Consider the following 25073-nt stretch of genomic DNA (forward strand, 5'->3'; position numbering starts at 1 on the left):
GGGTGCGCCAAGCGCTGCTCGCCGGAATCAATCCGCACCGGCAGCCCCTTTTTCTCCCCTCCCGCAGGCGGGAGGGGCTGGGGGAGGGAAAGCCACAAGCGATACAACCCATGGAGAGGGTCCTCCCGCCTTCCGTAATCATTTCGGCAGCGCAGCGGAACGCGAGCGGCGGGGATGGGTTCACTCGGCATGTCCGCATCCGCTATGCTTTCGCCCATGCTGGCCGACCTTGCCCCGCCCCCGCCCCGCCTGTCTGCGACGGACAGCCTGTTCCTCGATTTCGACGGCACGCTGGTCGACCTCGCCGACAACCCGGAGGGGGTACATGTCAGCACCGAACTCGCCGACCGGCTGGACGCACTGGCCGCGCACATGCCGGGCCGTCTCGCCATCGTCAGCGGCCGCTCGATCGCACAGCTCGACGCGCTGTTCGGCCCCCAAGCCGAGCATTTCACCCTCGCAGGGAGTCACGGCGCCGAACGCCGCTCGCCGGAAGACGGCCATGTCCAGCCCGACAAGCCCGACCATCTCGCCACCGCGACCGACGAAATGCGTGCCGTGGCCGAGGCCAACGACCTGTATTTCGAGACCAAGAGCTTCGGCGCAGGCCTCCATTATCGCCGCCATCCGCAAGCCGAACCGCTCGCGATCCGCGAAGCCACCGCCATCGCCGAGCGTCACGGCCTGACCCTGCAACCCGGCAAGATGATGGTCGAGATCCGCCTGCCCGGCGACAAGGGCCGGGCGATCGAGACGCTGATGCAGGCTCCCGCGATGCAGGGCACGGTCCCGATCTTCTTCGGGGACGATGTGACCGACGAGGACGGCTTCGTCGCCGCCGCCGCGCTGGGCGGCGCGGGCGTACTGGTCGGGCCGATGCGCGAGACCGCCGCCCGTTATCGCCTGCCCGATGTCGCCGCCGTCCATATATGGCTCGCCCAAGCGCTGGAGAATGCCAAGTAATGCAACAGGACATGAACCTCTGGCCGATCGGCAATTGCCAGGTTTCCGCGCTGGTCGATTCGGCAGGCCGCTTCGTCTGGGGCTGTGTGCCGCGCGTCGATGGCGACCCCGCCTTTTGCGCCCTGCTCGGCGATGGCGAGCCGGAGACGGGCTATTGGTCGATCGAGCTGGAGGACCGGGTCTCGACCACCCAAGGCTATCTGCGCAACACGCCGATCCTGGTCACCACCCATATGGACGACCGGGGCAACGGCATCGAGATCACCGATTTCTGCCCGCGTTTCTCGCGCGAGGGCCGCGTCTACCGCCCGACCAGCTATGTGCGGATCGTCCGGCCCATCGGCAGCCCCCGCATCCGCATCGCGCTTCGCGTCGCGACCGACTGGGGTACGCCCACCGAGCGGACCCAGGGGTCCAACCATATCCGCTATCTGATGACGCAGCAGACGCTGCGCCTGACCACCGACGCGCCGGTCGGCCATATCGCCGCCGAACAATGGTTCCGCCTCGAGCGCCCGATCCACATGTTCCTCGGCCCGGACGAAAGCTTTGCGGGCGTGCTCAGCGAGGCGAGCCGCGCCATGCTGGAGCGGACCACCCATGAATGGCATCACTGGGTGCGTGGCCTCGCCACCCCGGTCGAGTGGCAGGCGGTCGTCATCCGTGCCGCCATCACGCTGAAGCTGTGCCAGCATGAGGAAACCGGCGCGATCGTCGCCGCGCTGACCACCTCGCTGCCCGAACATGCCGATTCGGGGCGCAACTGGGACTATCGCTACTGCTGGATTCGCGACGCCTATTACACGGTGCAGGCGCTCAACCGGCTCGGCGCGCTCGACGTGCTGGAAGGGTATCTGGAGTATCTGCGCAACATCGTCGATGCGGCACGCGGCGGGCATATCCAGCCGCTCTACGGCGTCGGTGGCGAGGCGACCCTGGTCGAGCGGATCGAGACCAAGCTGCCCGGCTATCGCGCGATGGGACCGGTGCGCGTCGGCAACCAGGCCTATGAGCAGATCCAGCACGATGCGTACGGCCAGATCGTGCTGTCCGACGTGCAGGCGTTCTTCGACACCCGTCTGTTCCGCATGTCGGGCGTCGAGGACTTCCACTCGCTGGAGCGCGTCGGCGAACGGGCCTGGGCCAAATACGACCAGCCGGACGCGGGGCTGTGGGAACTGCGGACCAAGAGCCACGTCCATACCTATTCCGCCGCCATGTGCTGGGCGGCGTGCGACCGCCTCGCCAACGCCGCGCAGGCGCTGGGCCTGGAGGAACGCCGCGCCTTCTGGCAGGAGCGTGCCGACCTGATGCGCGAGACGATCGAGCAATCGGCGTGGCGCGAGGAAACGCAGCGCATGTCGGCGACCTTCGGCGGCGACGATCTGGACGCCAGCATTATCCAGCTGCTCGACCTGCGCTTCCTGTCGCCCGACGATCCCCGCTTCCGCTCGACGCTGGAGGCGGTCGAAAAGGGCCTGCGCCGGGGCAGCCACATGCTGCGCTATGCGACCGAGGATGACTTCGGCCTGCCGCATACCGCCTTCAATGTATGCACTTTTTGGCTCATCGAGGCGTTGTATGTCACCGGGCGTCATGAGGACGCCCGCGCGCTGTTCGAGGAGATGGTGGCGCGCTGCACCCCCGCCGGGCTTCTGTCCGAGGATATCGACCCGAATACGGGCGAGCTGTGGGGGAATTACCCGCAAACCTATTCGCTGGTCGGCCTGATCAACTGCGCCGTCCTGCTGAGTAAACCATGGAGTGCCGTGCGATGAGTCGCCTGATCGTCATCTCGAACCGGGTCCAGCCGCCCACTACCGGGCCGGGCGGAAATCAGGGCGGGCTGGCGGTCGCACTCCTCGCCGCCTTGCGCGAACAGGGCGGTATCTGGTTTGGCTGGTCGGGGGAGACCACCGACCAGTTCAGCGGCCATATCAACTTCCAGCAGGGTGGCGGCGTAACGACCGCCACCATCGACCTGGAAGAGCAGGATATCGAAGAATATTATAACGGCTATGCCAATCGGACGCTGTGGCCGCTCTTCCACTATCGCATCGACCTGACCGAGTTCGAGCGCGACTTCGATTCCGGCTATGCGCGCGTCAACGATCGCTTCGCCGAAACGGTGCAGCCGCTGATCGAGCCAGACGATCTGGTCTGGGTGCATGACTATCACCTGATCCCGCTGGGCCGCGATCTGCGCAAGCGGGGGTTCAAGAACCGGATGGGCTTTTTCCTCCACATCCCGTGGCCGCCGGTGCGGCTGCTGATGTCGCTGCCCAGCCATCGCAAGCTGGTCGAGTCGCTGTTCGCCTATGACGTGGTCGGCTTCCACACCGAGGACTGGCTGGACAGCTTCCGCGACTATGTGACCAAGGAGTTGGGCGGGACGCTCGGCGAGAATGGCGAGGTGACGTGGAACGGCCGCACCATCTGCGCCATCCGTGCGCCGATCGGCATCGAGACCAAGGAGTTCGAGGAAGCCGCCAACGGCCATGACGCCCGCTTCGCGCGCGAACGCATGTATATGTCGGCTACAGGGCGCAGCCTGATCGTCGGCGTCGACCGGCTCGATTATTCCAAGGGGCTGGCCGAGCGTTTCCTGGGTTACGAGCGCTTCCTGGCGCAGAATCCCGAGCGACGCGCACTGGTCTATATGCTCCAGATCGCACCGCCCAGCCGCGAGAAGGTGAACACCTATCAGGAGATTCGCGCCAATCTCGATGCGCTGTCGGGACGGATCAACGGCGAATATGCCGATATCGACTGGGTGCCGATCCGCTACGTCAACAAGGGCTTTCCCCGGCCGGTGCTGGCGGGCATCTATCGCGCGGCTCGGATCGGGCTGGTGACACCCCTGCGCGACGGGATGAACCTGGTCGCCAAGGAATATGTCGCGGCGCAGGACCCGGAAGACCCCGGCGTGCTGATCCTGTCGCGCTTCGCGGGTGCCGCCGAGCAGTTGAAGGACGCGGTCCTGATCAACCCGTACAGCGCCGAGGAAATGTCCGACGCGATCGTCCAGGCGCTGGCCATGCCGCGTGCCGAGCGTATCCGGCGTTGGGAAAGCCTGATCGAAAATGTCCGGCGCGAGGACGTGTTCTGGTGGTGCGAGCTGTTCCTGGCCGCGCTGCGCGGGGACGGGGTGAAGGCAGAGGCCAAGGCTATCGAGGCGGCGGCGTCCTGATCCTCCCCGGTACGGGGAGGGGGACCGCCGCGAAGCGGTGGTGGAGGGGGTTCGCCGCTTAGGACGTACCCAGCGGCATGCCCCCTCCACCAGCCTGCGGCTGGTCCCCCTCCCCGTGCCGGGGAGGAATGGAATGCTCCAGCCGCCGCTTTGGCAGCGCCTCGGGCATTTCCTGCCGGATATAGTCCAGCAGCCCCTCCCGGATTTCACAGCGCAGATCGAACGCGGTCGAGGCATCGCGCGCCGTCATCAGCCCGCGCACCTCGATCGAGTCCGGCTTCACCTCCGTCACCTGCATGTTGAAGAACCGCCGGTCCCAGCGCGTGCTCGCCTCGACCAGTTCGCCCATCTTCTCGCGCAGGCGCGGAATGTCCGCCGCCGGATCGAGATACCAGAAGACCGAACCCAACAACTGGCTGGTCTCGCGCGTCCAGTTCTGGAAACTATTCTCCAGGAACTTGGCGACCGGCACGACCAGCCGCCGCTCGTCCCAGATGCGTACGACCACGAAGGTCAGGTGGATTTGCTCGATCCGCCCCCATTCATTGTCGATGATGACCACGTCGTCGAGGCGGATCGGCTCGGTAAAGGCCATCTGCACGCCCGCGATCAGGTTCTTGAGCGCGGGCTGCGCGGCGGCGCCGACGACCAACCCTGCGATACCCGCCGAGGCCATCAGCGTGACGCCGATGGTGCGGATGCCGGGCACGCTGAGCAGCATCAGGCAGACGGTCAGGAACACGATCAGAAAGATGCCGATCCGTCCCAATATCTGTGCCCGCGTCCGCTTTCGCCGGGCGCGGAGATTGTCCTCGACGCTGATATCAGCGCGCAGATAGACCACGCCCTGAAGCGCGCGCAGCGCGGATACCGCTAGCCAGCCGAGCAGGGCGGGCACACAGAAACCCAAAGCCTGCCGCCAGATTTCGCGCCCGTCGCTCGACATCGGAACGAGGCGCATCGCGAAGCTGACCGCGATGGCGATCGCGACCCAGCGCAGGGGCTGGCGGATATGCGCGAGGACCAGGTCGTCGCTCTGGCTGGCCGTCCGCCGCGCGGCATGCCCGGCGATCCGCATGGCGACGCTGTGTACCAGCACGGCGACGAGGATCGCGACCGCAATGATCGTCAGGTTTTGAAGCCACAGCCATTCGGCCGGTATGTCGAGCGATCGAAGCCAGCGCATGGGGGGCTAAAGGGTGGGAGGGGCGAAGGTTCCTTGTGGGGGCGGGATTCCCTTGGCCTTCGACTTCGCTCAGGCCGAACGGCGTTTGCGGCAAGCCCCGTTCCCAACCTCCGTTCAGCCTGAGCGAAGTCGAAGGCCACGCCACTCCCTTACCCCCAAGACAAAAAGACGCCCCCCGACCAAAGCCGGAAGGCGTCTTCGTCATGTCCGGATCACCGCGCCGGGCGAACCGCACCGGTGGGTGCCGGAGCCCCGGCAGGCGGCGGGGGCGGCGGAACCGGCGCACCCTGCGGTGCCGCACCGTTTACCGGCGCGGGCGGGGGCGGCGGGGGCACCGCACCCGGTGCGCAGCCACCCGGCGGGGGCGGCGGCGGTGCGCCCGGACCACCCGGAGCACCGGGTCCGCCCGGACCGCCGGGGGGTGGCGGGGGCGGCGGCGGGCCGTCACCACGCGGGCCACCGGGGCCGCCATCGGGGCCACGCGGACCGCCCGGCGGGGGCGGAGGCGGACCGACCGGAGTGACCGTCCCCTGCGGATTGACCAGATACTGGGCGTGCATGATGCCGTCGTCATAGCGGCCCTGCACCATCACGTTGCTGCCGACCGCAGGCATCGCGTCGCGGTTGCTGGCGACCATCGCCCGGCCGGTGCCGTCCTGCACGACGAAGCGGTCGCCGAAGACTTCGGCCACGCGCCCCTTAGCGGTGACGACGCCGCTGGTCGAGGCCAGCTTGGCGATCGGCGTCTGGACGGTCGGCGCCATGGTAACGCTGGGCCGCGTCATCGAGACGGCGGCGGCGCCACCGCCCGCACCCAGTGCGATCAGGACCGCAGCGGCGGCGGCCAGCGGTGCCTTGCCCTGAAGACGGGGGGTCGGAATATGGAAACGAGACATTGTCGATCTCCTTGGTTGATGGAGATGCTTTTAGGTGATTCGCCCCGATGCCCGCTGAACCGCGCGGTTCAGATTGGGTTTAGGCTATGCGACGATAGCGGGGCGATAAGGGGATAACGGACACGTCATGCGGATTCTGCTGGTCGAGGATGATCCCGCACTGGGCCCCGCCATCGCGCGGGCCTTGCGTGCCGAGCAATGCGCGGTCGATCTGTTCGACCGGGGCGTCGATGCGGGCCATGCGGGCGATACCGAAATCTATGACGCCGCCGTGCTCGACCTGGGCTTGCCCGATGGCGACGGCATGACCCTGTTGCGTCAATGGCGCGAGGCGGGTCGCGCCCTGCCCGTGCTGATCCTGACCGCACGCGATGGCTGGTCGGACAAGGTGGCCGGGTTCAAGGCGGGCGCGGACGATTATCTGACTAAGCCCTTCCGCGTCGAGGAACTGGTCATGCGCCTGCGCGCGCTGGTCCGCCGTGCGGCGGGCCATGCCCAGCCGCGCCTGACCTGCGGGCCTCTGTCCTTCGACAGCCAGACCGGGCAGTTCGAGCTGGACGGCCTGCCGCTGAAGCTGACCGCGTTCGAGTGGCGCGTCCTGTCCGCGCTGATGCTCCGCAAGGAAGCGGTCATCCCCCGGCTCGAACTGCTCGAGCGCGTCTATGAAGGCGATGCCGATGTCGATTCCAACAGCCTGGAGGTGATCGTCGGCCGCCTGCGCAAGAAGATCGGCGCCGATCTGATCGAGACCGTGCGGGGCATGGGCTATCGCCTGACCGCCGGAGAGGCCGCGTGAGACTGCCCCGGTCGATTCACGGCCGGATGATCCTGATCTCGGGGGCGGCGATCCTGGCGGCGTTGCTGCTCGCGGGCTGGGGTCTGGCGAGCGCGCTGGAGAGGATCGTCACGCGCGGGCTCGACCAGCGGCTCGATTCCGAGATCGCCGTCCTCGCGTCCGCGATCGACAGACAGGGTAAGGTCGACCGGGCCCGCATCGACCAGCGGCGCGGTTTGCTGGAGCCCGAACCCGGCTGGCGCTGGCGGATCGCGGGACCGGACGGGGTGATCGGGTCGGGCGACTTTCCGCCGCTCGCCGCGCCGCATCCGCCGGGGCCTGTCGAGGGCGGCCCGCCCCCTGCCCCTCCGCCCGGCGGTCCCACGCCCGTCGAGCCGCCCCGCCCGGCCGAGGGGCGCACCGAACAGGGCATCCGCGTCCATGCCCGGCAGGTCACCATCCCCTCGACACGCGGGGCTGTGACGATCACCGCCGCCGCTCCACGCGCGGTCGTGGCGCGGCCGATCCGTGCCGCGCTGGTGCCGCTGCTCGCGATGCTGGCGGGGCTGGGCGTGCTGCTCGCCGCCGCCAGCCTGATCCAGTTGCGGCTTGGCCTGCGCCCGCTGCGGCGGCTGCGCGAGGAGGTGGCCGCCATCCGGACGGGCGAGCGCACCCGCGTCGATGAGGATCAACCCGCCGAGCTCCAGCCGCTCGCCGCCGAGCTGAACGCGCTGACCGCCGACAGCGAACGCGCGCTGGCGGCCGCCCGGGCCTCGGCGGCCAATCTGGCGCATGCGCTCAAGACGCCGGTGGCGACTCTGGCGCTCGATCTGGCGAACGATCCGCTCCGCGCCGCGCAGGTCGCGCGGATCGATGACACCATCCGCCACCACCTCGCGCGCGCACGGGTGCATCTGGGCACCAGTCGCGCCGCAACGCTGCTGCGCCCCGCAATAGCCGACCTTGCCGATGCCATCGCGCGCATCCATGCCGAACAGGGCGTATGTATCACCACCGACATCGCCGACGATCTGTCGGTCATGATGGACGCGCAGGATCTGGACGAGGTGGCGGGCAATCTGGTCGACAATGCCGCCCGCCATGCCCGCAGCCGGGTGACCATCACGGCGGTCGCGGAAGGGCGGCATATCCGGCTGAGCGTCACCGATGACGGTCCCGGCATCCCGGAGGCCGACCGGCTCCGCGCGACGCAGGCGGGCGCGCGGCTCGACGAGCGCGGCGACGGGCATGGCTTCGGCCTGGCGATCGCGCGCGAACTGGCCGAACTTCATGGCGGTCGGCTAGTCCTGGACGAAGCGCCGGGCGGCGGCCTGTCCGCCACCGTCCTGCTGCCCCGCGCCGCGCGAACCGAATAAACAGGAGAGGATGATGATCGCCAACCGCTTGCGCCCGCTGGTCCTGCTGCCCGCGCTGGCCCTGCTGCTCCAGGCGCAGAACGCACCGCCCTCCCCCGCCGATATCTACGGCCCGCTCTTCGGTGCGGTGCAGGAAGCGCAGGTCTTTCCCGACGGCAAGACCTTTGCCGACGCGGTGCCACGCGAGGACCCGCAGGCGATCATGGCCGCCTATGCCCGCGAAAAGCCGGTTGGCAAGGCCGCGCTGGCCGCCTTTGTCCGTCGCTATTTCTCGGTACGCGGCGATACCCAGACCAAGCCCCCCTTGCGCGAGCGCATCCGCCAGCTCTGGCCGATCCTGGGCCGCGCGCCTTTCACGCCGGTGGCGGGATCGTCGGCGCTGGGCCTCGACCATGGCTATGTCGTGCCGGGCGACCGGTTCCAGGAGATTTATTACTGGGACAGCTATTTTACGATGCTGGGCCTGAAGGCGGACGGCCAGGCCCCGCTGATCGAGGCGATGCTGGCCGATTTCGTCGATCTGGTCGAGCATTACGGCCATGTCCCCAACGGCACGCGGACCTATTATCTCAGCCGGTCTCAGCCGCCTTTCCTCGCGCTGATGATGGACCTATCGGACAATCGCGATCCCGTACTGGCGAAGCGGCGACTGGCGGCGCTGGTGCGCGAGCATGATTACTGGATGGCGGGGGCGAACTGCCTCGATGCCTCGGGGGCCTGCGCCCATGTCGTGCGGATGCCCGATGGCAGCCTGCTCAACCGCTATTGGGATGCGCGCGAAAGCCCTCGCGACGAAAGCTGGCGCGAGGACCGCGAAACTGCCGCCAAGGCCGCGCCGCGTGCCGCTGGCGTCGTCCAGCGCGACCTGCGGGCGGCGGCGGAATCGGGCTGGGACTTCAGCTCGCGCTGGCTGGCCGATCCGATGCGGCTGGAGACGATCCACACCACCGATATCGTGCCGGTCGATCTCAACAGTCTGTTGTGGATGGCCGAAACCCGCATCGCCGCACGGGCGATGGCGGCGGGGGATGCGGCGACCGCGCGGCGCTTCACCGACCTCGCGGCACGGCGCAAGGCGGCGATCGACCACTATCTCTGGGTGGCGGGCGAGAAGCGCTATGCCGACTGGGACCGGGTGGCCAAGCGGCCCACGCCTGCGAAGACCGCCGCATCGCTCTTCCCTCTATTCGCCGGACTGGCCAGCGCGGACCAGGCGCGTGCGGTCGCCGCCACCACCCGCGCCACGCTGATCGGCGAAGGCGGCCTGCGCACCACGGGCCTGCGCACCGGCCAGCAATGGGATGCGCCCAATGGCTGGGCGCCGCTGCAATGGATCGCGGTCGAGGGGCTGGAGCGGTACGGCGAACAGGCGCTGGCCAAGGACATCGCCCGCCGCTGGGTCGCCACCGTCGCGCGTACCTATGCCGAGACGGGCAAGCTGCTGGAGAAATACGACGTCGAGGAACGCAAGCCCGGCGGCGGCGGAGAATATCCGACGCAGGACGGCTTTGGCTGGACCAACGGCGTAACGGCGGCGATGCTGGAGCGGTGGCCGGATTTGGGCTGAAACGACCGATGACCTTCTGCTCCCCCTCCCGCAGGCGAGTTTCAGGTCGGTCATGCCTCCCGGCATGATCTAAACGATGCGGGGCATCGCTTACCTGAAATTGGGTCGGGGGGAGGGCCGGAAACCTCGCAGAGACCGTAGCCTGTGGCTTTGCCCTCCCCCAGCCCCTCCCGCTTGCGGGAGGGGAGCAAGAAGGCAAGAAACCCCCTGCCCTCAGCACTCGCATCGTGTAGCGGACGCCGCATGACCGACACCCCGCACGCCATCCTCGGTATCGACTTCGGCACCACCAACTCGGTGATCGCCCGCGCCGAGGGCGGCGACTCGCATCTCGTCCCGCTCAAGGCGCCGAAGGGCGAAGACCCCGTCTTCCGCTCGGCGCTGTGTTTCTGGGAGGATGACGGGATCGAGGTGGAGGCGGGGCCATGGGCCATCGCCGAATATCTCGACTTTCCGGGTGGCAGCCGGTTCATCCAGTCGTTCAAGTCGGTCGCCGCTTCGCCCGTCTTCGAACACGCCACCGTGTTCGACAAACGCTATCGCTTCGAGGAACTGGGCCGCGCCTTTCTGGACCGGATGGCGGCGCGCAGCGGCGGCACGCTCGACGGCAAGGCGGCGCGGATCGTCGTCGGGCGGCCGGTCGAATATGCCGGGCACCGACCGGACGAGGCCTTGGCCCGCCAGCGTTACGACGCGATGTTCGCGCGGCTCGGGGCCGAAATCCATTATGTCTATGAACCGCTGGGTGCGGCGTTCAGCTATGCGTCGCGGATCACCGAGCCTGCCACCGTGCTGGTCGCCGATTTCGGCGGCGGCACCAGCGACTTTTCGGTCGTGCGCATCGCCGCCCCCGGCGCGGATCGGCGGTGCGAGCCGCTGGGCCATGCCGGTGTCGGTATCGCGGGCGATCGGTTCGACCAAAGGCTGATCGACCATCTCGTCCTGCCGCTGCTGGGCGCGGGCGGAAAATATCGCTCGTTCGACAAGATACTCGAAATCCCGCGCGGCTATTTCGCCGATTTCGGCGACTGGTCGCGGCTGGCGCTGATGCGCAATCGCAAGACGCTGGCCGAACTGGAAAAGCTGCGCCGCGCCGCGCTCGACCCCGAGGCCATCGGGCGGATGATCGCGATCATCGAGGAGGAGCAGGGATATCGACTCTACGATGCGGTCGGGCGGGTGAAGCGCGACCTGTCGGCGGCGGAGGACGCGCGGTTCCATTTCGAAGGCGGCGGGCTGTCGATTGAGGCGGATGTCGCGCGCAGGGATTTCGAAAGCTGGATCGCCCCCGACCTCGCGCGGATCGAGCAGGCGGTCGACCGGGCGCTGACGGCGGCAGGGACCGAGGCGGGCGCAATCGACCGGGTGTTCTTGACCGGCGGCACCTCGCTGATGCCCGCGATCCGGCAAATGTTCGAGCTGCGCTTCGGCGGCGAGAGGATCGCGACCGGGGGTGAACTCACCTCGATCGCGCATGGCCTGGCGTTGATCGGAGAGCAGGCGGATATTGAGGCTTGGGCTGTCTGAAAGCCCCTCCTCCCGGCAGGGGGGAGGGGTTTGGGGTGGGGGCAAAGCCGCAAGCGATGGTCTCGGTGAGACTCCTACCCTCCCCCATCCCCTCCCGCCTGCGGGAGGGGAGCATCATACGGACAGGTTAGAACCCCTTCTTCAGCGTCACGAACCACTGGCGCGGCGCGCCCGCGAGCAGCGTCTGGTTGTCGCCGCTGGCCGTGAAGCCGTTGGTGCCGATGGTCGAGAGATACCGCTTGTCGGTCAGGTTGGTCACGCTGCCCTCGATCGCGAAACCGCCCCATTCCTTCGGGAACCGATAACCGATGCTGGCGTCGACCAGCACGCGGCCCGCGACCGACTGGTCGTTCAGATAGGTGAAGTAGCGCTTCGACATATAGTCCGCGCCGACGCGGCCAAAGAACCGGCTGTCATCATAGACCAGCTCGCCCTTGACCATGTTCTGCGGCGTGTCGACGACGTAACGCCCCTTTTCGGCGAGCAGATTGCCCGAGCCGTCGCGCACCGTCTGCTGATAGGTGGCATGGTTGTAGGAATAGCTGGCCAGCGCCGAGAAGGCCGAGGTCAGGCGGTAAAAGGCCGAAACCTCCGCGCCATAGCTTTCCACGCCGCCGACATTGTTCAGCGTCGGCGGAATACCCTGGATCGCGGTGCCGACCGAATAGGTCAGCAGGCGGTCGGAAAAGTCGATATAATAACCGACCGCCGACAGCTGCAGCCCGCCGGTGCGATAACGCAGGCCGCCTTCGGCCGTCTTCGACTTTTCGGGGCGCACGGTGCCCGCGACCGAATTGAACGCCGCCTGGCTGATCGAGAAGGGCGCAGCCGTCGCCGCCGCGATGAAGGCGCGCATATTCTCGGTATAGCTGGCGAAGACTTCCGCCTGGTTGCCCAGGTGCAGCACCGCACCGACCTGCGGCAGGAACCAGTCCTCGCTCTTGATCCGCCCGCGTGCCAGCGTGCCCGCCAGCGTGTTCGCCTGGTTACGAACTCGCATCCCCTTCCAGCCGCCATTGAGGGTCAGCTGGCCGATGTCGAGCGTATCGCCGACCGAATATTGCAGCGTCTCGGTGTCGTACTTTCCGTTCCAGACGGTCGCCATCGGATTGCGCTGGAAATCCAGCGCGCTGCGGTTCGGCGTCGCGGTGTCGGTCATGCCATAGAGGCGACGCGCCTGGTGCAGCGTGTTGCTCTCATACCAGCCGGTCAGCTCCAGCTTGTTGGCGCCGGTGGTCAGCGCCAGCTTGGCGATCGTGCCCGCGCGGTCGAGGCTATATTCGGTCGTCCGGAACGACAGCGGCGCGGGGTTGGTGATCGGCGTGCCGTCGGCATTGGGCGCGCCGAGCTGGGTCGGGCTATAGGGCGTGATCCACGAACCCTGGCCCTTGTTATGGTGGTAATAGCTGGTCGAGGTCAGCGACAGCGCCTCGGTCAGCTTGGCCGCGAAGGTCACGCCGCCCAGATAGTCGCGGCGCAGGCCCGCCGCGTCATAATAGCCGTCGTCCAGCGTGATGCCGGTCGGCAGGCCGATGCCGATCCCGGCATAGGGCGCGGAAAAGCCGGTCAGCGACCCGTTATTGGCGCGCGCATAGGCCGCGGCCGCCGCGCCGTTGGTCGCCTGCTTGGCATAGAGGATCGCGAGCGGATAATTGTTCGTGATGTTGTCGTTATAATAGCCGCGACGCTTGATGATATCGAGGCTCAGGTCCTGATAGTCGTTCTCGCGACGATCCGAGAAGTTGAAGAAGCCGGTGATCGATCCCCGGTCGCCGAAGTCCTTCACGATCTTGGCATTGGCCTGGTGCTGGCGCTGGCTGCCGAAACCCTTCCACTTGTCGGTGGTTAGATAGGAATAGCTCAGATAGCCCTTCAGGCCGCCGCCCAGGTCGCCGCTGTCGGCGCGGACAAAGGCGCGGATCGTGTCGTTGCTGCCATAGGTGCCCGAGGCGGCGAGCGCGGCGGTGTCGGACGGCGCGCGGCTGGTGAACTGGATGGTGCCGCCCAGATTGCTGGTCGAGGCGGTGCCGAGCGCACCCGCACCCTGCGCCACGCTGGTCGAGCCGATATTCTCGGAGATGATCGCGCGGCTGATATGCAGGCCGTTGGTCGGACCATAGCTCATGTCGCCCAGCGGCACGCCGTCGAGCGTGAAGCCCAGCTGGTTCTGATTGAACCCGCGAAGCGAGATGCGGGTCGACCATTCATAGGCCCCGAACGGATCGGCCGCCTGGAAATTGACGCCCGGCAGCTTCGAGATCGCCTTGAGCGGCGACGTGCCCGGGGTCAGCCGGCCGAGATCGGCGGCGGTGATCGTCTGCACCTGGCGGCTCTGGCCGAAGCCAAGCACGACGACATCGGCCGGGACATTGGCCTGCTCGCCCTCGGGCGCGGGATCGGCCGCGACCGGATCGGTGGTCGTGCCGGTGACGGCGGCCTGTACGGGCAAGGTCTGCGCCGACGCACCCGATGCGATCAGCGCCAGCGGCGCGACACCGATCAGAAACTTTACCATGTAATCTGGCCCCCAAATGGCTCGTTAACCCAATGGAGCGGGCGCATGGGGCCGGTGCGTGACACCGTGGCGACAGCGTAATGACCGGAATGTGACGGGGTGGAGTTGTGGCTTCGCGGTCACGTACTTTTCCTCCCCTGCAAGGGGAGGGGGACCAGCGAAGCTGGTGGAGGGGTGTTACCACTTGCGAGGATGGCGGAACCTCGCACAGCGGGACACCCCTCCGTCAGGGCTTCGCCCTGCCACCTCCCCTTGCAGGGGAGGAAAAAAAGGGGGCCGGACAACCCGCGTTGCCCAGCCCCCCTTGCCTACCGTCCGACCAAGATCAGCGCGCGATGCCGCCCGCGGCCAGCACCGCCAGCGTGACCAGATCGCCCGCCGTCGAGGTCATCGGCGCGATCTGCACCGGCTTTTCCATACCGATCAGCATCGGTCCGATCATGCTGTCGCCACCCAGTTCGCGGAGCAGCTTGGCCGAGATATTGGCGGACTGAAGACCCGGCATGATGAGGACATTGGCCGGACCCGACAGGCGCGAGAAGGGGAAGTTCGCCATCTGCTTGGGGTTCAGCGCGACGTCGGGCGACATGTCGCCTTCATATTCGAACCCGACCTGCCGCTTGTCGAGCGCGAGCACGCCGTCGCGGACATTGTCGATCCACTGGCCTTCGGGATTCCCGAAGGTCGAATAGGACAGGAACGCCACGCGCGGCTCATGCCCCATGCGACGGGCGACGGCGGCGGTCCGCTCGGCGATGTCGGCCAGCTCCTCGCCCGAGGGACGCTCGTTGACCGTGGTGTCGGCGATGAAGACGGTGTGGCTCTGCCCAACGAGCAGGTGGATGCCGAACGGCACCTTGCCGTCGACCGGATCGATGACCCGGCGGATCTCGCGGAAGCTCTGCGCATAGGTGCGGGTGATGCCGGTGATCATCGCATCGGCTTGGCCCAGCTGGAGCATGACCGAGCCGAAGATGTTGCGGTCCTGGTTGATCATCCGCTCGGCATCGCGGCGCAGATAGCCGCGACGCTGAAGCCGCTGGTACAGGAAGTCGACCATCTGCGGCACCATTTCCGAGGTGCGGCTGTTATGGACTTCATATTCCTGCGGGTTGGTGACGCCCAGCGCCGCCAGACGATCATACACATCGTCGCGACCGACCAGCACGGGGGTACCGTAGCCGCCCTCCTTGAAGGCGATGGCGGCGCGTAGCACCACTTCCTCTTCGCCCTCGGCGAACAGCACGCGCTTCGGATGCGCCTTGGCACCCTCATAGGCCAGGGTCAGGACCGAGGTGGTCGGGTTGAGGCGCGCCCGCAGCTTCTGGCGATAAGCGTCCATGTCGAGGATCGGCCGCGTCGCCACGCCCGAATCCATCGCCGCCTTGGCCACCGCCGAGGGGACCAGCTCCATCAGGCGCGGATCGAACGGCGCCGGGATGATATATTCCGGGCCGAAGCTGTGCTGCGTGCCATAGGCCAGCGCCACTTCCTCCGGCACGCGCTGGCGCGCCAGTTCGGCGATGGCGTTGGCGGCGGCGATCTTCATCTCGTCATTGATGCCGGTCGCGCGCACGTCGAGCGCGCCGCGGAAGATGAAGGGGAAGCCGATGACGTTGTTGACCTGGTTCGGATAGTCCGAACGGCCGGTTGCGACGATCGCGTCGGGGCGCGCGGCCTTTGCCAGCTCGGGGCGGATTTCCGGCTCGGGATTGGCCATCGCGAAGATGATCGGCGAGGGGGCCATGTCCTTGACCATCTCGGGCTTCAGCGCACCCGCCGCCGACAGGCCCAGAAACACGTCCGCGCCGTGCAGCGCCTCGGTCAGGGTACGGCGATCGGTGGCGGCAGCATGCGCCGACTGCCACTGGTTGACGTCGTCGCGGCCCTGATAGATCACGCCGGTGCGGTCGCACATGATGACATTGTCGTGGCGCACGCCCATCGCCTTCATCAACTCGGTACAGGCGATCGCCGCCGCGCCCGCGCCGTTGACGACGACCTTGATCTCGTCCAGCCGCCGCTTGGTCAGCAGGCAGGCGTTGATGAGACCCGCCGCGCAGATGATCGCGGTACCGTGCTGGTCGTCATGAAAGACCGGAATGTTCATCCGCTCGCGCAGGGTCTGCTCGATGATGAAGCATTCCGGCGCCTTGATGTCTTCCAGGTTGATGCCGCCGAAGCTCGGCTCCATCAGCTCGATCGCGTCGATGATCCGGTCGACATCCTCGGTCTTCAACTCGATGTCGATCGAGTCGACATCCGCGAAGCGCTTGAAGAGGACGGCCTTACCCTCCATCACCGGCTTGGACGCCAGCGCGCCCAGATTGCCGAGGCCCAGGATCGCGGTACCGTTGGAGATGACCGCGACCAGATTGCCCTTGGCCGTATAGTCGTAAGCCGTGGCGGGGTCATCGGCGATGGCCAGCACCGGCACCGCGACGCCGGGCGAATAGGCCAGCGCCAGATCGCGCTGCGTCGCCATCGGCTTGGACGCGATGATCTCGATCTTGCCGGGGCGTCCCTCGGAATGGAACAGCAGGGCCTCGCGCTCGGAGAACTGGTCGGTGGGTTCGTCGGACATGCGCGCGGCCTTCGATGCTGTGGATACAAGGACGCTACGGCTCTTGAAGCTTTCGGGCGTGGCTGACAACCCTGTCACGCAGCCCTTTTGCCGCCCTAGGCAAGGCCAGCCATCAGCCTTATAAGTTCATCTATGGAGCATGAGCCCGGCATTTTCGAGCAGCGCGACGAGGCGGCGGAACTGGCCGCCGACGAACGCGCGCTTGTGGATTTTCGGGCCGGCCGTTTCGTGCCGCATGAGAAGATGGCCGAATGGCTGAAGACTTGGGGTACGCCCGATCGCAAGCCCCTGCCCCGCGAATGGCTCGAATAAGCTGGTCGATCCAGGCCTCGCTGCAACTTGCCGCGATCGTCGATTATCTGGAAGAATTCGATCCTTCTGCAGCCCGGCGATTGGGTGCGCGATTGCTAGAACTCGCTGATTCCCTCCGGGAATTTCCCGATCCCGGCCGACCGATTCCGCAGGGTCGTCGCGAGATGGTGACGATTCGCCCCTATATTCTGCGTTATGTCCATGAGGGCGATACGGTGGTGATCCTCGGTATCCGCCATGCCGCCCAACTCTCCGAAGATTGAAGAAGTGCCGATGACCACCCCCACCCCGATGATGGCGCAATATCTGACGCTGAAGGCCGAGGCCGAGGATTGCCTGCTCTTCTACCGGATGGGCGATTTCTTCGAACTGTTCTTCGACGATGCGCGCATCGCGTCGGGCGTGCTCGACATCGCGCTGACCTCGCGCGGGGAGCATGAAGGCGAGAAGATCCCGATGTGCGGGGTGCCGGTTCATGCCGCGACCGCCTATCTGCAGCGCCTGATCAAGGCCGGGCACCGCGTCGCCATCGCCGAACAGACCGAGACGCCCGCCGAGGCCAAGGCACGCGGCGGGTCCAAGGCGCTGGTCGCGCGCGGGATCGTGCGGGTTGTCACCGCGGGCACGCTGACCGAAGAAGCGCTGCTCGACGCCAAGTGCGACAATTGGTGCGTCGCGATCGGTGAAGCGGGCGGTGCGGTGGCACTGGCTGCCGCCGACATCTCGACCGGGCGGTTCGTGGTGATCGATGTGAAGGCCGACGCACTGGGGGCAGAGCTGGCCCGCCTGGCCGCCGCCGAAGTGGTCGCCGCCGAGAATGCGGCCCATGCCGATGCCGCGACGACGCTGCGCCCCTCTTCGACCTTCGACAGCGGGAGCGGCGAGGACCGGCTGAAGCGGCTGTACGGCGTCGCCACGCTGGACGGGTTCGGCCAGTTCAGCCGTGCCGGGCTGTCGGCGGCTGGGGGGCTGGTCGCCTATCTCGACCACACCGCCAAGGGGGCCCTGCCCTTTCTGCGCCCACCCGTGCTGTCGCAGGCGGCGGGCGCGATGGCGATCGATGCGGCGACACGCGAGAGCCTGGAGCTGACTCAGGCTGCGAACGGCCAGCGCAAGGGCTCGCTGCTCGATGCGGTCGACCGGACGGTGACGGGCGCGGGGGCGCGGGCGCTGGCGGGGGATATCGGCGCGCCGCTGATGGACCGGGATGCGATCGAGGCGCGGCTCGATCTGGTTCAGCATTTCCATGACGATGCCGCGCTTCGCGAGCGTTTGCGCGCGGCCTTGCGGGCGCTGCCCGATATCGGCCGCGCCATCGGCCGGATCGCGGCGGGGCGTGGTTCCCCGCGCGATCTGGGGCAGTTGCGGGATGGTCTCGACGGGGCCTGGGCGTTGTCCGAGCAACTGACCGATGGCCCTCCCCTGCTGCGCGAGACGACGCCCCGTTTGCGCGGTCATGGCGCACTGATCGACCTGCTCCGCCGCGCGCTCGTCCCCTCACCGCCAATCGAGGCGAGCGAGGGCGGCTATATCGCGGCGGGCCATGACGTGGCGCTCGACGATCTGCGCGATGCGGGTGCGGGCGGACGCCGCGCCATCGCCGCGCTGGAGGCCGAGTTCCGCCAGAAGACCGGCATTGCCGCGCTGAAGATCCGTCACAATGGCGTGCTCGGCTATCATGTCGAAGTCCCTGCGCGCTCGGCCGACGCGCTGATGAAGCCGGAATCGGGCTTTACCCATCGCCAGACGCTGGCGGGCGTGGTCCGCTTCAACACGCCCGAGTTGCATGAGGTCGCCAGCAAGGTTGCGCAGGCAGGCGCCCATGCGCTGGCCGCCGAGGCCGCGCATCTGGAGGAGCTGACCGCCGCCGCGCTCGCCTCGCGCGAAGGGATCGCCGCGACGGCGGATGCGCTCGCCCGGCTGGACGTGGCGAGCGGCCTTGCGGAACGTGCGGTGGAGGGCGGCTGGGTCCGGCCCGAACTGGTCGACCATGCCTGTTTCGACGTGACGGGCGGGCGGCATCCGGTGGTCGAGGCGGCAGTGGCGCGCTCTGGCGAGCGGTTCGTCGCCAACGACTGTTCGCTGTCGGAATCCTCGCGGCTCTGGCTGGTTACCGGCCCGAACATGGGCGGTAAGTCGACCTTCCTGCGCCAGAACGCGCTGATCGCGGTGCTGGCGCAAGCCGGGTCCTATGTGCCCGCCACGCACGCCAAGATCGGACTGGTCGACCGGCTTTTCAGCCGGGTCGGTGCGTCGGACAATCTTGCGCGTGGGCGCTCGACCTTCATGGTCGAAATGGTCGAGACGGCCGCGATCCTGGCACAGGCTGGCCCACGCAGCTTCGTGATCCTCGACGAAGTGGGGCGTGGTACCTCGACCTATGACGGCCTGGCGATCGCCTGGGCCGTCGTCGAGGCGATCCATGAGGATAATCGCTGCCGCTGCCTGTTCGCGACTCACTATCACGAGCTGACCCGGCTGGCCGAGCGGTGCGAGGCGCTATCGCTCCACCATGTCCGCGCGCGCGAATGGAAGGGCGAACTGGTCCTGCTGCATGAGGTTTCGGAAGGGCCTGCCGATCGCTCCTACGGTCTGGCGGTCGCACGACTGGCGGGGATGCCCCCGACGACGGTGGCGCGGGCCAAGGCGGTGCTGGCCAAGCTGGAGGCGGGCCGCGCCAAGACCGGCGGGCTGGCGGCGGGGCTGGACGACCTGCCGCTGTTCGCCGCCGCGGCCCAGATCGAGGAAGAACAGTGCGACGCGATCCGGGCGGAGGTGGAGAAGCTCGACGTCGACGCCCTGTCGCCGCGCGAGGCGCTGGACGCGCTGTACAAGCTGAAGGCGTTGGCGCGGGAGGGGTAAGTGCCTTTTCGTGCCCCGGCGGAGGCCGGGGCCCAGTTGCGGTGAATGTGCAATGGGCTGATGCGGTTTGCCTCCCCCGTGCCGGGTAGCGCGCCATTAACTTGGTGGCACCTGGGCCCCGGCCTTCGCCGGGGCACGATAAAAGTAAACTTCCCCCCGTTCAGCCTGAGCGAAGTCGAAGGCCACGCACCTCGCCCAGCCGCAAGGACGGCCCGTGTACTTCGACTTCGCTCAGTGCGAACGGAGGGTGGGAAGCTGATCGGGCATGAATGAAGTGCCTCCGCCCCGATCATCATAAACAGGAAAGTGGGGAGCTTCTGTTGCCCGGTGCTCCCCGTACCGCTGGATTCCCCTTCTGTTGCCCGGTGGGGTCCGACCGCGCTATTTTGGTGTAATGTCAGGCCGTGAGGCCCTCAATTACGCCGCAATCGCGAGTGCTTCGTTATCGTTGGCACTTGTGTATATGGGCCGTTGCGGTGGTCCCATTCCGAACGAAAACAGCGCTTTTCAACACACGTCGATCCTGGTTCGGCCCCGTCAGAAACGGTGTCCAAGTACACCACCTTTTATGGTGGAGCCGCCGGGTACTGCCCCCGGGTCCGCTGCGTCTATTACTCGCCGCAGTTTATCGTCATAGCCGGGTGAAACCCAGCAAAAGGGGATATAGGAAGCCCGGCGGCATTACGCAAATGCCTTTCGCTCGCCCCATTTTGGGTCCATGGAGGCGGCCATGTTGACCCAGCGGTCCCGTTATGCGCTGCGCGCGATGCTGTTCCTGGCGGAAATGCCGGTGGACGGGCCGCCGACCTCGATGACCCGCATCGCGGCCGAGGCCAATGTGCCGCGCAAGTTCCTGGAGCTGATCCTCGCCGACCTGAAGGGCGCGCAACTGCTCGACAGCCAGCGCGGCAAGATGGGCGGATACCGGCTGGCGCGGCCCGCGCATCTGATCTCGCTAGGTGACATCATCCGCACGATCGAAGGGCCGCTGGCGCTGGTGCCGTGCGTCAGCCGGACCGCCTATCGCCCGTGCAACGACTGCAAGAGCGAGGCCGACTGCGCCATCCGCCATGCGATGATGCGGGTGCGCGACGAAACGGCGCGGATTCTCGACGGTACCAGCCTGGCGGATGCAACGGCCAAGAAGCTGGCGGCGGCTTAAGCCCTTTACCCAACATCGCGCCACCCCGGCGAAGGCCGGGGTCCAGTTGCGGTGAAGCAACGGAGGCGGCGCGGCGCCGCCTCCCAAGCGACGTTGCTGCGCGTCACGGGCTTGATGGCAACTGGGCCCCGGCCTCCGCCGGGGAACACCAGCCTTCTGATTTAAACGCTCAGGGACGCCGCGCGCGCAGTTCGTCGCGAATTTCGCGAAGCAGCGCGACATCGGCAGGCTCCGCCTTGGGCTCGGCGGCGGCGACGGTCTTGTCCTTCTCGAAGATCGCGGTCGCACGATTCACGGTGCGGATCAGCAGGAAGATGATGAAGGCGACGATCACGAAATTGACCGCCTGCGTCACGAACGCGCCATAGCCGAGCAGCGGCACGCCCGCTTTCTTCAGCGCGGCATAATCGGTCAGCGAACCCGCATAATTGGCGGGTATCGGCCCCATGCGCAGAAAATAGCTGGAGAAATCCAGCCCGCCGAAAATCTTGCCGATCACCGGCATCAGCACATCGTCGGTCAGCGATGTCACGATCTTGCTGAACGCCGCCCCGATGATGACCGCCACCGCCAGATCGAGCACATTACCCCTCGCGATGAAGGCGCGAAATTCCTTGAGCATCGCCAACTCCCTCTATTCGATGAACTTTCAGGCTATCGTCGCTTTTGCCCTTCGCCAAGCGCCTCACGCGTCTTATATAGCCGATACAGTTGACGGAGGAATATTCGAATGCGTCGTCCCGTTCTTGCCCTGACCCCGGTTGTGATGGCCGTCGCTTTGTCCGGCTGCGGCATGAACAGCGTGCCCACGGCCGAGGAAAATGTGAACGCGAAATGGGCCGACGTTCAGGCCGCCTATCAGCGCCGCGCGAACCTCATTCCCAATCTGGAAGCCACCGTGAAGGGCGCCGCCGCCTCGGAAAAGTCGATCCTGACCGAGGTGGTCAACGCGCGCGCCAAGGCGACCTCGGTCCAGGTGTCGGGTGACGACCTGTCCGACCCCGCCAAGATGCAGCAATTCGCGGCAGCGCAGGGCCAGCTCAGCGGCTCGCTCGGCCGCCTGCTGGCCAATGTCGAGGCCTATCCGAACCTGAAGAGCCAGGACAATTTCCAGACCTTCATGAGCCAGCTCGAAGGCACCGAGAACCGCATCAACATCGCGATCGGCGATTATAACAAGGCGGTGCAGGCCTATAATACCCGCATCCGCACCTTCCCCGACGCGATCGGTGCCAAGGTCTTCTACGGTGCCAAGCCCAAGACCCCCTATCAGGCGACCACGCCGGGTGCCGAGAATGCGCCCAAGGTGAATTTCGGCGCCTGATCGTATCCTCATGCCCCGGTTCACCCGGTTGCTTCGCCCGGTCATCGGGCTCTGGCTGATCCTCTGCGCCGTCCCCGTGATGGCGCAGACCTTTCCCAAGTTCGACGGGCTGGTCGTCGATGCGGCGGGCAAGATCGACCCCGCGACCAAGGCGCAGCTCGAACAGAAGCTGGCGGCCTTGCAGAAGGATACCGGCCGCCAGTTGGTGGTCGCGACGATCCCCGACCTGCAGGGCTATCCGATCGAGGATTATGGCTATCGGCTGGGCCGGGCCTGGGGCGTCGGCCTGAAGGACGCGAACAACGGCGCGATCCTGTTCGTCGCGCCCAATGAGGGCAAGGGCCAGCGCGGCCCCCGGCTGGAGGTCGGGCGGGGGTTGGAGCCGATCCTGACCGACGCCTGGTCGTCGCAGATGATCCGTACGCTGATGATCCCGCGCCTTCGGGAATCGAGCGACATATCGGGTGCCCTGAACGCGGGCGCAGACGCGGTTATCGCCCAGCTTCGCGCCTCGCCCGAGGAAGCCCAGGCCAAGGTGGCCGAGGCCGCCAAGCAGTTCGACCGCGAGCATCGCCGCGGCGGCAGCGATTCCAACGGCTTTCCGATCGTCATCATATTGGTGATCTTCATCGGCGGCTTCGTCCTGCTGTCGATCCTGCGCCGCCGACAGGGCCAGCGTTTCCACGACGATGACGATGATGATCGTGGGGGCGGCGGTGGGCGTCGCGGCGGCGGAGGCTGGCCGATCATCCTCTGGGGTCCAGGCTGGGGCAGCGGCGGCGGATCGGGCGGCGGCTGGAGTTCGGGCGGCGGCTCGTCCGGCGGCGGCAGCGACGGTTCGTGGTTCGGCGGCGGCTTTACCGGCGGCGGTGGGGGCGATTTCGGCGGCGGCGGCGCCTCGGGGGATTGGTGAGATGTTGAGCGAAGCCGATAGCGACCTAGTCACCGCCGCCGTCGCGCGAGCCGAGGCGACGACGGACGCGGAGATCGTCACCATCGTCGCGCCCCGGTCGGACGAGTATCGTGATATCGCCTTGTGGTATGCGGCGGCCGCCATGCTGCTGGTGCCGCTCTTCGCCGCGCTCTTCCCCGATCTGGGTTTGAAGCTGCTGGCAATGGTCCATGACGCCTGGAGCGCGCCGGGTGAGGACCTGATCCTCGGCGTGCTGATGCTCGCGCAGATTCTGGTCTTCGGTCTGGTCTTTGCGCTGCTCGGCCCCGTCGCGCGCCGCATCGCGCTGGTGCCCAAGAGCATCCGCCATGCCCGCGTCCGGGCGCGTGCCGTCCTGCTGTTTCGCGTCTCGGCCGAGCGACGGACCGACAGTCGTTACGGCGTTCTGCTCTACCTCTCGGAGGACGAGCATATGGCCGAGATCGTCGCCGACTCCGGGCTGACCGGCAAGGTCGGGCCGGAAACCTGGGGCAAGGCGATGGCGGTGATGCTGCCGCATGTCGCAAAGGGCCATGTCGGCGAAGGGCTGAGCGCGGCGGTCGAGCGCATCGGGCTTGTGCTGGCGACACATTTCCCCAAGACGGCGGCGGACACCAACGAACTGCCGGACAGACCGATCTCGCTATGACCGATCCCCGTATGGACGCCCCCCTCGAAACCCTGGCCGAGGGGCGTTTCCTGGCGCTGCGCAAGCGCGGCACCTGGGAATATGCCGACCGACCGCGCGACATCCGCGCCGCCGTCATCCTGGCGATCGAGGACGGCCATATCCTGCTGGTCGAGCAATTCCGCATTCCGCTGGGCGTGACCTGTCTGGAAATGCCCGCCGGTCTGATCGGTGACGAGACCGAGGGCGAAGCGGTGCTCGACGGCGCCGCACGCGAGCTGGAAGAGGAAACCGGCTATCGCCCCGCCCGGATCGAGGCGTTGGGGGAATTCTGTTCCTCGCCGGGCATGACGTCGGAGCGTTTCACCCTGGTCCGGGCCACCGGGCTGGTGAAGGTCGGCGAAGGCGGCGGCGATTCGGACGAACAGATCGTCGTTCACCGGGTGAAACTGTCCGAGGTTTCCACCTTCATCGCCGAACGCCGCGCGGCGGGCGTGGCGGTCGATGCCAAGCTTCTATTGCTTTTGGGTGGCGGCATCCTGGGCTTCTGAATTCACGCGAAGCCGCGAAGACGATTTATCGCGCGGAGACGCGGAGGCGCGGAGAGGCCTTGCTCGCGGCAGCGAAATATCTCTTCAAGAGGCCGTTTGTGGTGCGATTCCGACGCCACCGCACATACACTCCGCGCTCTCTGCGCCTCTGCGCGAACCCATTCTGAAAATCTTCGCGTCATCGCGGCATCGCGCGAACACATGGAGGACACGCCTGACCTGACTGAAAGCCGCCAAGAAATTTGTTCGCGCAGAGGCGCGGAGGACGCAGAGGCAATCGCTCGCTGACGCGACACGCCTCTCTCAAAGGCTGGTTATGATATGATCCCGATTTCGCCGGGCGAGACACCTCCGCGTCTCCGCGTCTCCGCACGAACCAACCCTCTCAAGCGCCACGCGCGAAAGAAAAAGCGCCCCGGCCTCGACCGGAGCGCTTGAACGTCAGCGGAAATTGTCGGCGTAGCTTTGCAGCTTCAGCGTCTTTTGCGGCGTCGGCACGACATGATGGTCGAGCCCTTCGCGCTGGCAATAGGCGATCGCCTCTTCCAGCGTCGCGAAGGTCAGGCGGACCTGCTCCTGCGTGTCGCCGCTACCGGCCCAGCCGGTCAGGGGATCGGGCTTTTTCGCCTCGGTCGGTTCGAATTCGAGTTGCCAGCGATCGGTCCGGTACTTCCCGGATTGCATCGCGTTCTTGGGGCGCTGGAAGATGCGAGCAGTGGCCATA

Annotated in this window: 21 protein-coding genes and 1 other RNA gene; 15 read left to right on the forward strand and 7 right to left on the reverse strand. The window is 66.9% G+C overall.

The window, feature by feature from the left end:
- The first annotated feature begins 189 nt into the window (after window positions 1-189).
- From otsB to ACWKSV_RS11290, 3 genes are read left to right on the forward strand one after another with little or no spacing between them, the layout of a single operon-like run.
- Window positions 190-963, forward strand: a complete 774-nt coding sequence (otsB, locus tag ACWKSV_RS11280) for a trehalose-phosphatase (RefSeq protein ID WP_236696973.1) — start codon at window positions 190-192, stop codon at window positions 961-963.
- A complete protein-coding gene (locus tag ACWKSV_RS11285) occupies window positions 963-2741 on the forward strand; it encodes a glycoside hydrolase family 15 protein (RefSeq protein ID WP_076717654.1) in 1779 nt (592 codons plus the stop codon). The genes otsB and ACWKSV_RS11285 overlap by 1 nt, the downstream gene beginning before the upstream one ends.
- Window positions 2738-4153 (forward strand): alpha,alpha-trehalose-phosphate synthase (UDP-forming), encoded by a 1416-nt coding sequence (locus ACWKSV_RS11290; protein ID WP_237243449.1) that lies wholly within the window; start codon window positions 2738-2740, stop codon window positions 4151-4153. Before ACWKSV_RS11285 ends, ACWKSV_RS11290 begins: the two co-directional genes overlap by 4 nt.
- Before the next feature lie 58 nt (window positions 4154-4211).
- On the opposite strand, the gene ACWKSV_RS11295 is transcribed toward ACWKSV_RS11290, so the two are convergent.
- Together ACWKSV_RS11295 and ACWKSV_RS11300 are read right to left on the reverse strand one after the other, a co-directional pair.
- Window positions 4212-5339, reverse strand: a complete 1128-nt coding sequence (locus ACWKSV_RS11295; protein ID WP_076717658.1) for a mechanosensitive ion channel family protein — start codon at window positions 5337-5339, stop codon at window positions 4212-4214.
- A 212-nt stretch (window positions 5340-5551) separates the two neighbouring features.
- Window positions 5552-6235 (reverse strand): hypothetical protein, encoded by a 684-nt coding sequence (locus ACWKSV_RS11300; RefSeq protein WP_191864723.1) that lies wholly within the window; start codon window positions 6233-6235, stop codon window positions 5552-5554.
- Between the two features lie 127 nt (window positions 6236-6362).
- Here ACWKSV_RS11300 and ACWKSV_RS11305 point away from each other — a divergent pair, with 127 nt between their 5' ends.
- The 4 genes from ACWKSV_RS11305 to ACWKSV_RS11320 all read left to right on the forward strand — a co-directional run bounded on the left by ACWKSV_RS11305 (window position 6363) and on the right by ACWKSV_RS11320 (window position 11480).
- Window positions 6363-7031: a response regulator gene (locus ACWKSV_RS11305; RefSeq protein WP_058718341.1), complete on the forward strand. Its 669-nt coding sequence runs from the start codon at window positions 6363-6365 to the stop codon at window positions 7029-7031.
- Window positions 7028-8386 (forward strand): ATP-binding protein, encoded by a 1359-nt coding sequence (locus tag ACWKSV_RS11310; protein ID WP_335695353.1) that lies wholly within the window; start codon window positions 7028-7030, stop codon window positions 8384-8386. The genes ACWKSV_RS11305 and ACWKSV_RS11310 overlap by 4 nt, the downstream gene beginning before the upstream one ends.
- A gap of 13 nt (window positions 8387-8399) precedes the next feature.
- On the forward strand, window positions 8400-9953 hold the full coding sequence (gene treF / locus ACWKSV_RS11315) for an alpha,alpha-trehalase TreF (protein ID WP_443026370.1): 1554 nt from the start codon (window positions 8400-8402) through the stop codon (window positions 9951-9953).
- A gap of 243 nt (window positions 9954-10196) precedes the next feature.
- Window positions 10197-11480, forward strand: a complete 1284-nt coding sequence (locus ACWKSV_RS11320) for an Hsp70 family protein (protein ID WP_076717663.1) — start codon at window positions 10197-10199, stop codon at window positions 11478-11480.
- A 127-nt stretch (window positions 11481-11607) separates the two neighbouring features.
- Here the strand turns inward: ACWKSV_RS11320 and ACWKSV_RS11325 are convergent, their stop codons facing one another.
- Together ACWKSV_RS11325 and ACWKSV_RS11330 are read right to left on the reverse strand one after the other, a co-directional pair.
- Window positions 11608-13995, reverse strand: a complete 2388-nt coding sequence (locus ACWKSV_RS11325; RefSeq protein WP_191864724.1) for a TonB-dependent receptor — start codon at window positions 13993-13995, stop codon at window positions 11608-11610.
- A 325-nt stretch (window positions 13996-14320) separates the two neighbouring features.
- Window positions 14321-16579 carry an NADP-dependent malic enzyme gene (locus ACWKSV_RS11330; protein ID WP_076713786.1) on the reverse strand — a complete coding sequence of 753 codons (2259 nt, stop codon included), beginning with the start codon at window positions 16577-16579 and terminating at the stop codon, window positions 14321-14323.
- Window positions 16580-16711: 132 nt separating this feature from the next.
- Between ACWKSV_RS11330 and ACWKSV_RS11335 the strand changes: the two genes are divergently transcribed.
- From ACWKSV_RS11335 to mutS, 3 genes are read left to right on the forward strand one after another with little or no spacing between them, the layout of a single operon-like run.
- Entirely contained in the window at window positions 16712-16891 is a 180-nt protein-coding gene (locus tag ACWKSV_RS11335) for a hypothetical protein (RefSeq protein ID WP_056433535.1), read from the forward strand.
- The gene (locus ACWKSV_RS11340) at window positions 16879-17154 is read left to right on the forward strand and encodes a type II toxin-antitoxin system RelE/ParE family toxin (RefSeq protein WP_076713788.1); all 276 of its coding nucleotides are present in this window, start codon (window positions 16879-16881) and stop codon (window positions 17152-17154) included. The genes ACWKSV_RS11335 and ACWKSV_RS11340 overlap by 13 nt, the downstream gene beginning before the upstream one ends.
- 28 nt (window positions 17155-17182) lie before the next feature.
- Window positions 17183-19753 (forward strand): DNA mismatch repair protein MutS, encoded by a 2571-nt coding sequence (mutS, locus tag ACWKSV_RS11345; RefSeq protein WP_076717669.1) that lies wholly within the window; start codon window positions 17183-17185, stop codon window positions 19751-19753.
- 343 nt (window positions 19754-20096) lie between these two features.
- Here mutS and ssrA read toward each other — a convergent pair.
- Window positions 20097-20446: a transfer-messenger RNA gene (gene ssrA / locus ACWKSV_RS11350) on the reverse strand.
- Between the two features lie 37 nt (window positions 20447-20483).
- On the opposite strand from ssrA, the gene ACWKSV_RS11355 reads away from it, so the two are divergent.
- Window positions 20484-20915 carry an RrF2 family transcriptional regulator gene (locus ACWKSV_RS11355; RefSeq protein ID WP_056433595.1) on the forward strand — a complete coding sequence of 144 codons (432 nt, stop codon included), beginning with the start codon at window positions 20484-20486 and terminating at the stop codon, window positions 20913-20915.
- 169 nt (window positions 20916-21084) lie between these two features.
- On the opposite strand, the gene mscL is transcribed toward ACWKSV_RS11355, so the two are convergent.
- A complete protein-coding gene (mscL, locus tag ACWKSV_RS11360) occupies window positions 21085-21537 on the reverse strand; it encodes a large conductance mechanosensitive channel protein MscL (protein ID WP_056433530.1) in 453 nt (150 codons plus the stop codon).
- A gap of 108 nt (window positions 21538-21645) precedes the next feature.
- On the opposite strand from mscL, the gene ACWKSV_RS11365 reads away from it, so the two are divergent.
- Genes ACWKSV_RS11365 through ACWKSV_RS11380 form a run of 4 tightly spaced genes read left to right on the forward strand, consistent with a single transcriptional unit; the run spans window position 21646 to window position 24349 of the window.
- Window positions 21646-22239 (forward strand): LemA family protein, encoded by a 594-nt coding sequence (locus ACWKSV_RS11365; protein ID WP_056433527.1) that lies wholly within the window; start codon window positions 21646-21648, stop codon window positions 22237-22239.
- Window positions 22240-22249: 10 nt separating this feature from the next.
- Window positions 22250-23152 carry a TPM domain-containing protein gene (locus ACWKSV_RS11370; RefSeq protein WP_083706491.1) on the forward strand — a complete coding sequence of 301 codons (903 nt, stop codon included), beginning with the start codon at window positions 22250-22252 and terminating at the stop codon, window positions 23150-23152.
- 1 nt (window position 23153) lies between these two features.
- Complete coding sequence (locus tag ACWKSV_RS11375; RefSeq protein ID WP_076713790.1) at window positions 23154-23819, forward strand: TPM domain-containing protein; 666 nt, start codon at window positions 23154-23156, stop codon at window positions 23817-23819.
- On the forward strand, window positions 23816-24349 hold the full coding sequence (locus tag ACWKSV_RS11380) for an NUDIX domain-containing protein (RefSeq protein WP_191864725.1): 534 nt from the start codon (window positions 23816-23818) through the stop codon (window positions 24347-24349). The genes ACWKSV_RS11375 and ACWKSV_RS11380 overlap by 4 nt, the downstream gene beginning before the upstream one ends.
- 441 nt (window positions 24350-24790) lie before the next feature.
- Here ACWKSV_RS11380 and ACWKSV_RS11385 read toward each other — a convergent pair whose 3' ends face one another.
- Window positions 24791-25072, reverse strand: a complete 282-nt coding sequence (locus tag ACWKSV_RS11385; RefSeq protein ID WP_042491340.1) for an ETC complex I subunit — start codon at window positions 25070-25072, stop codon at window positions 24791-24793.
- Window position 25073 lies beyond the last annotated feature (1 nt).

Source organism: Sphingomonas sp. SphC10 (assembly GCF_057004845.1).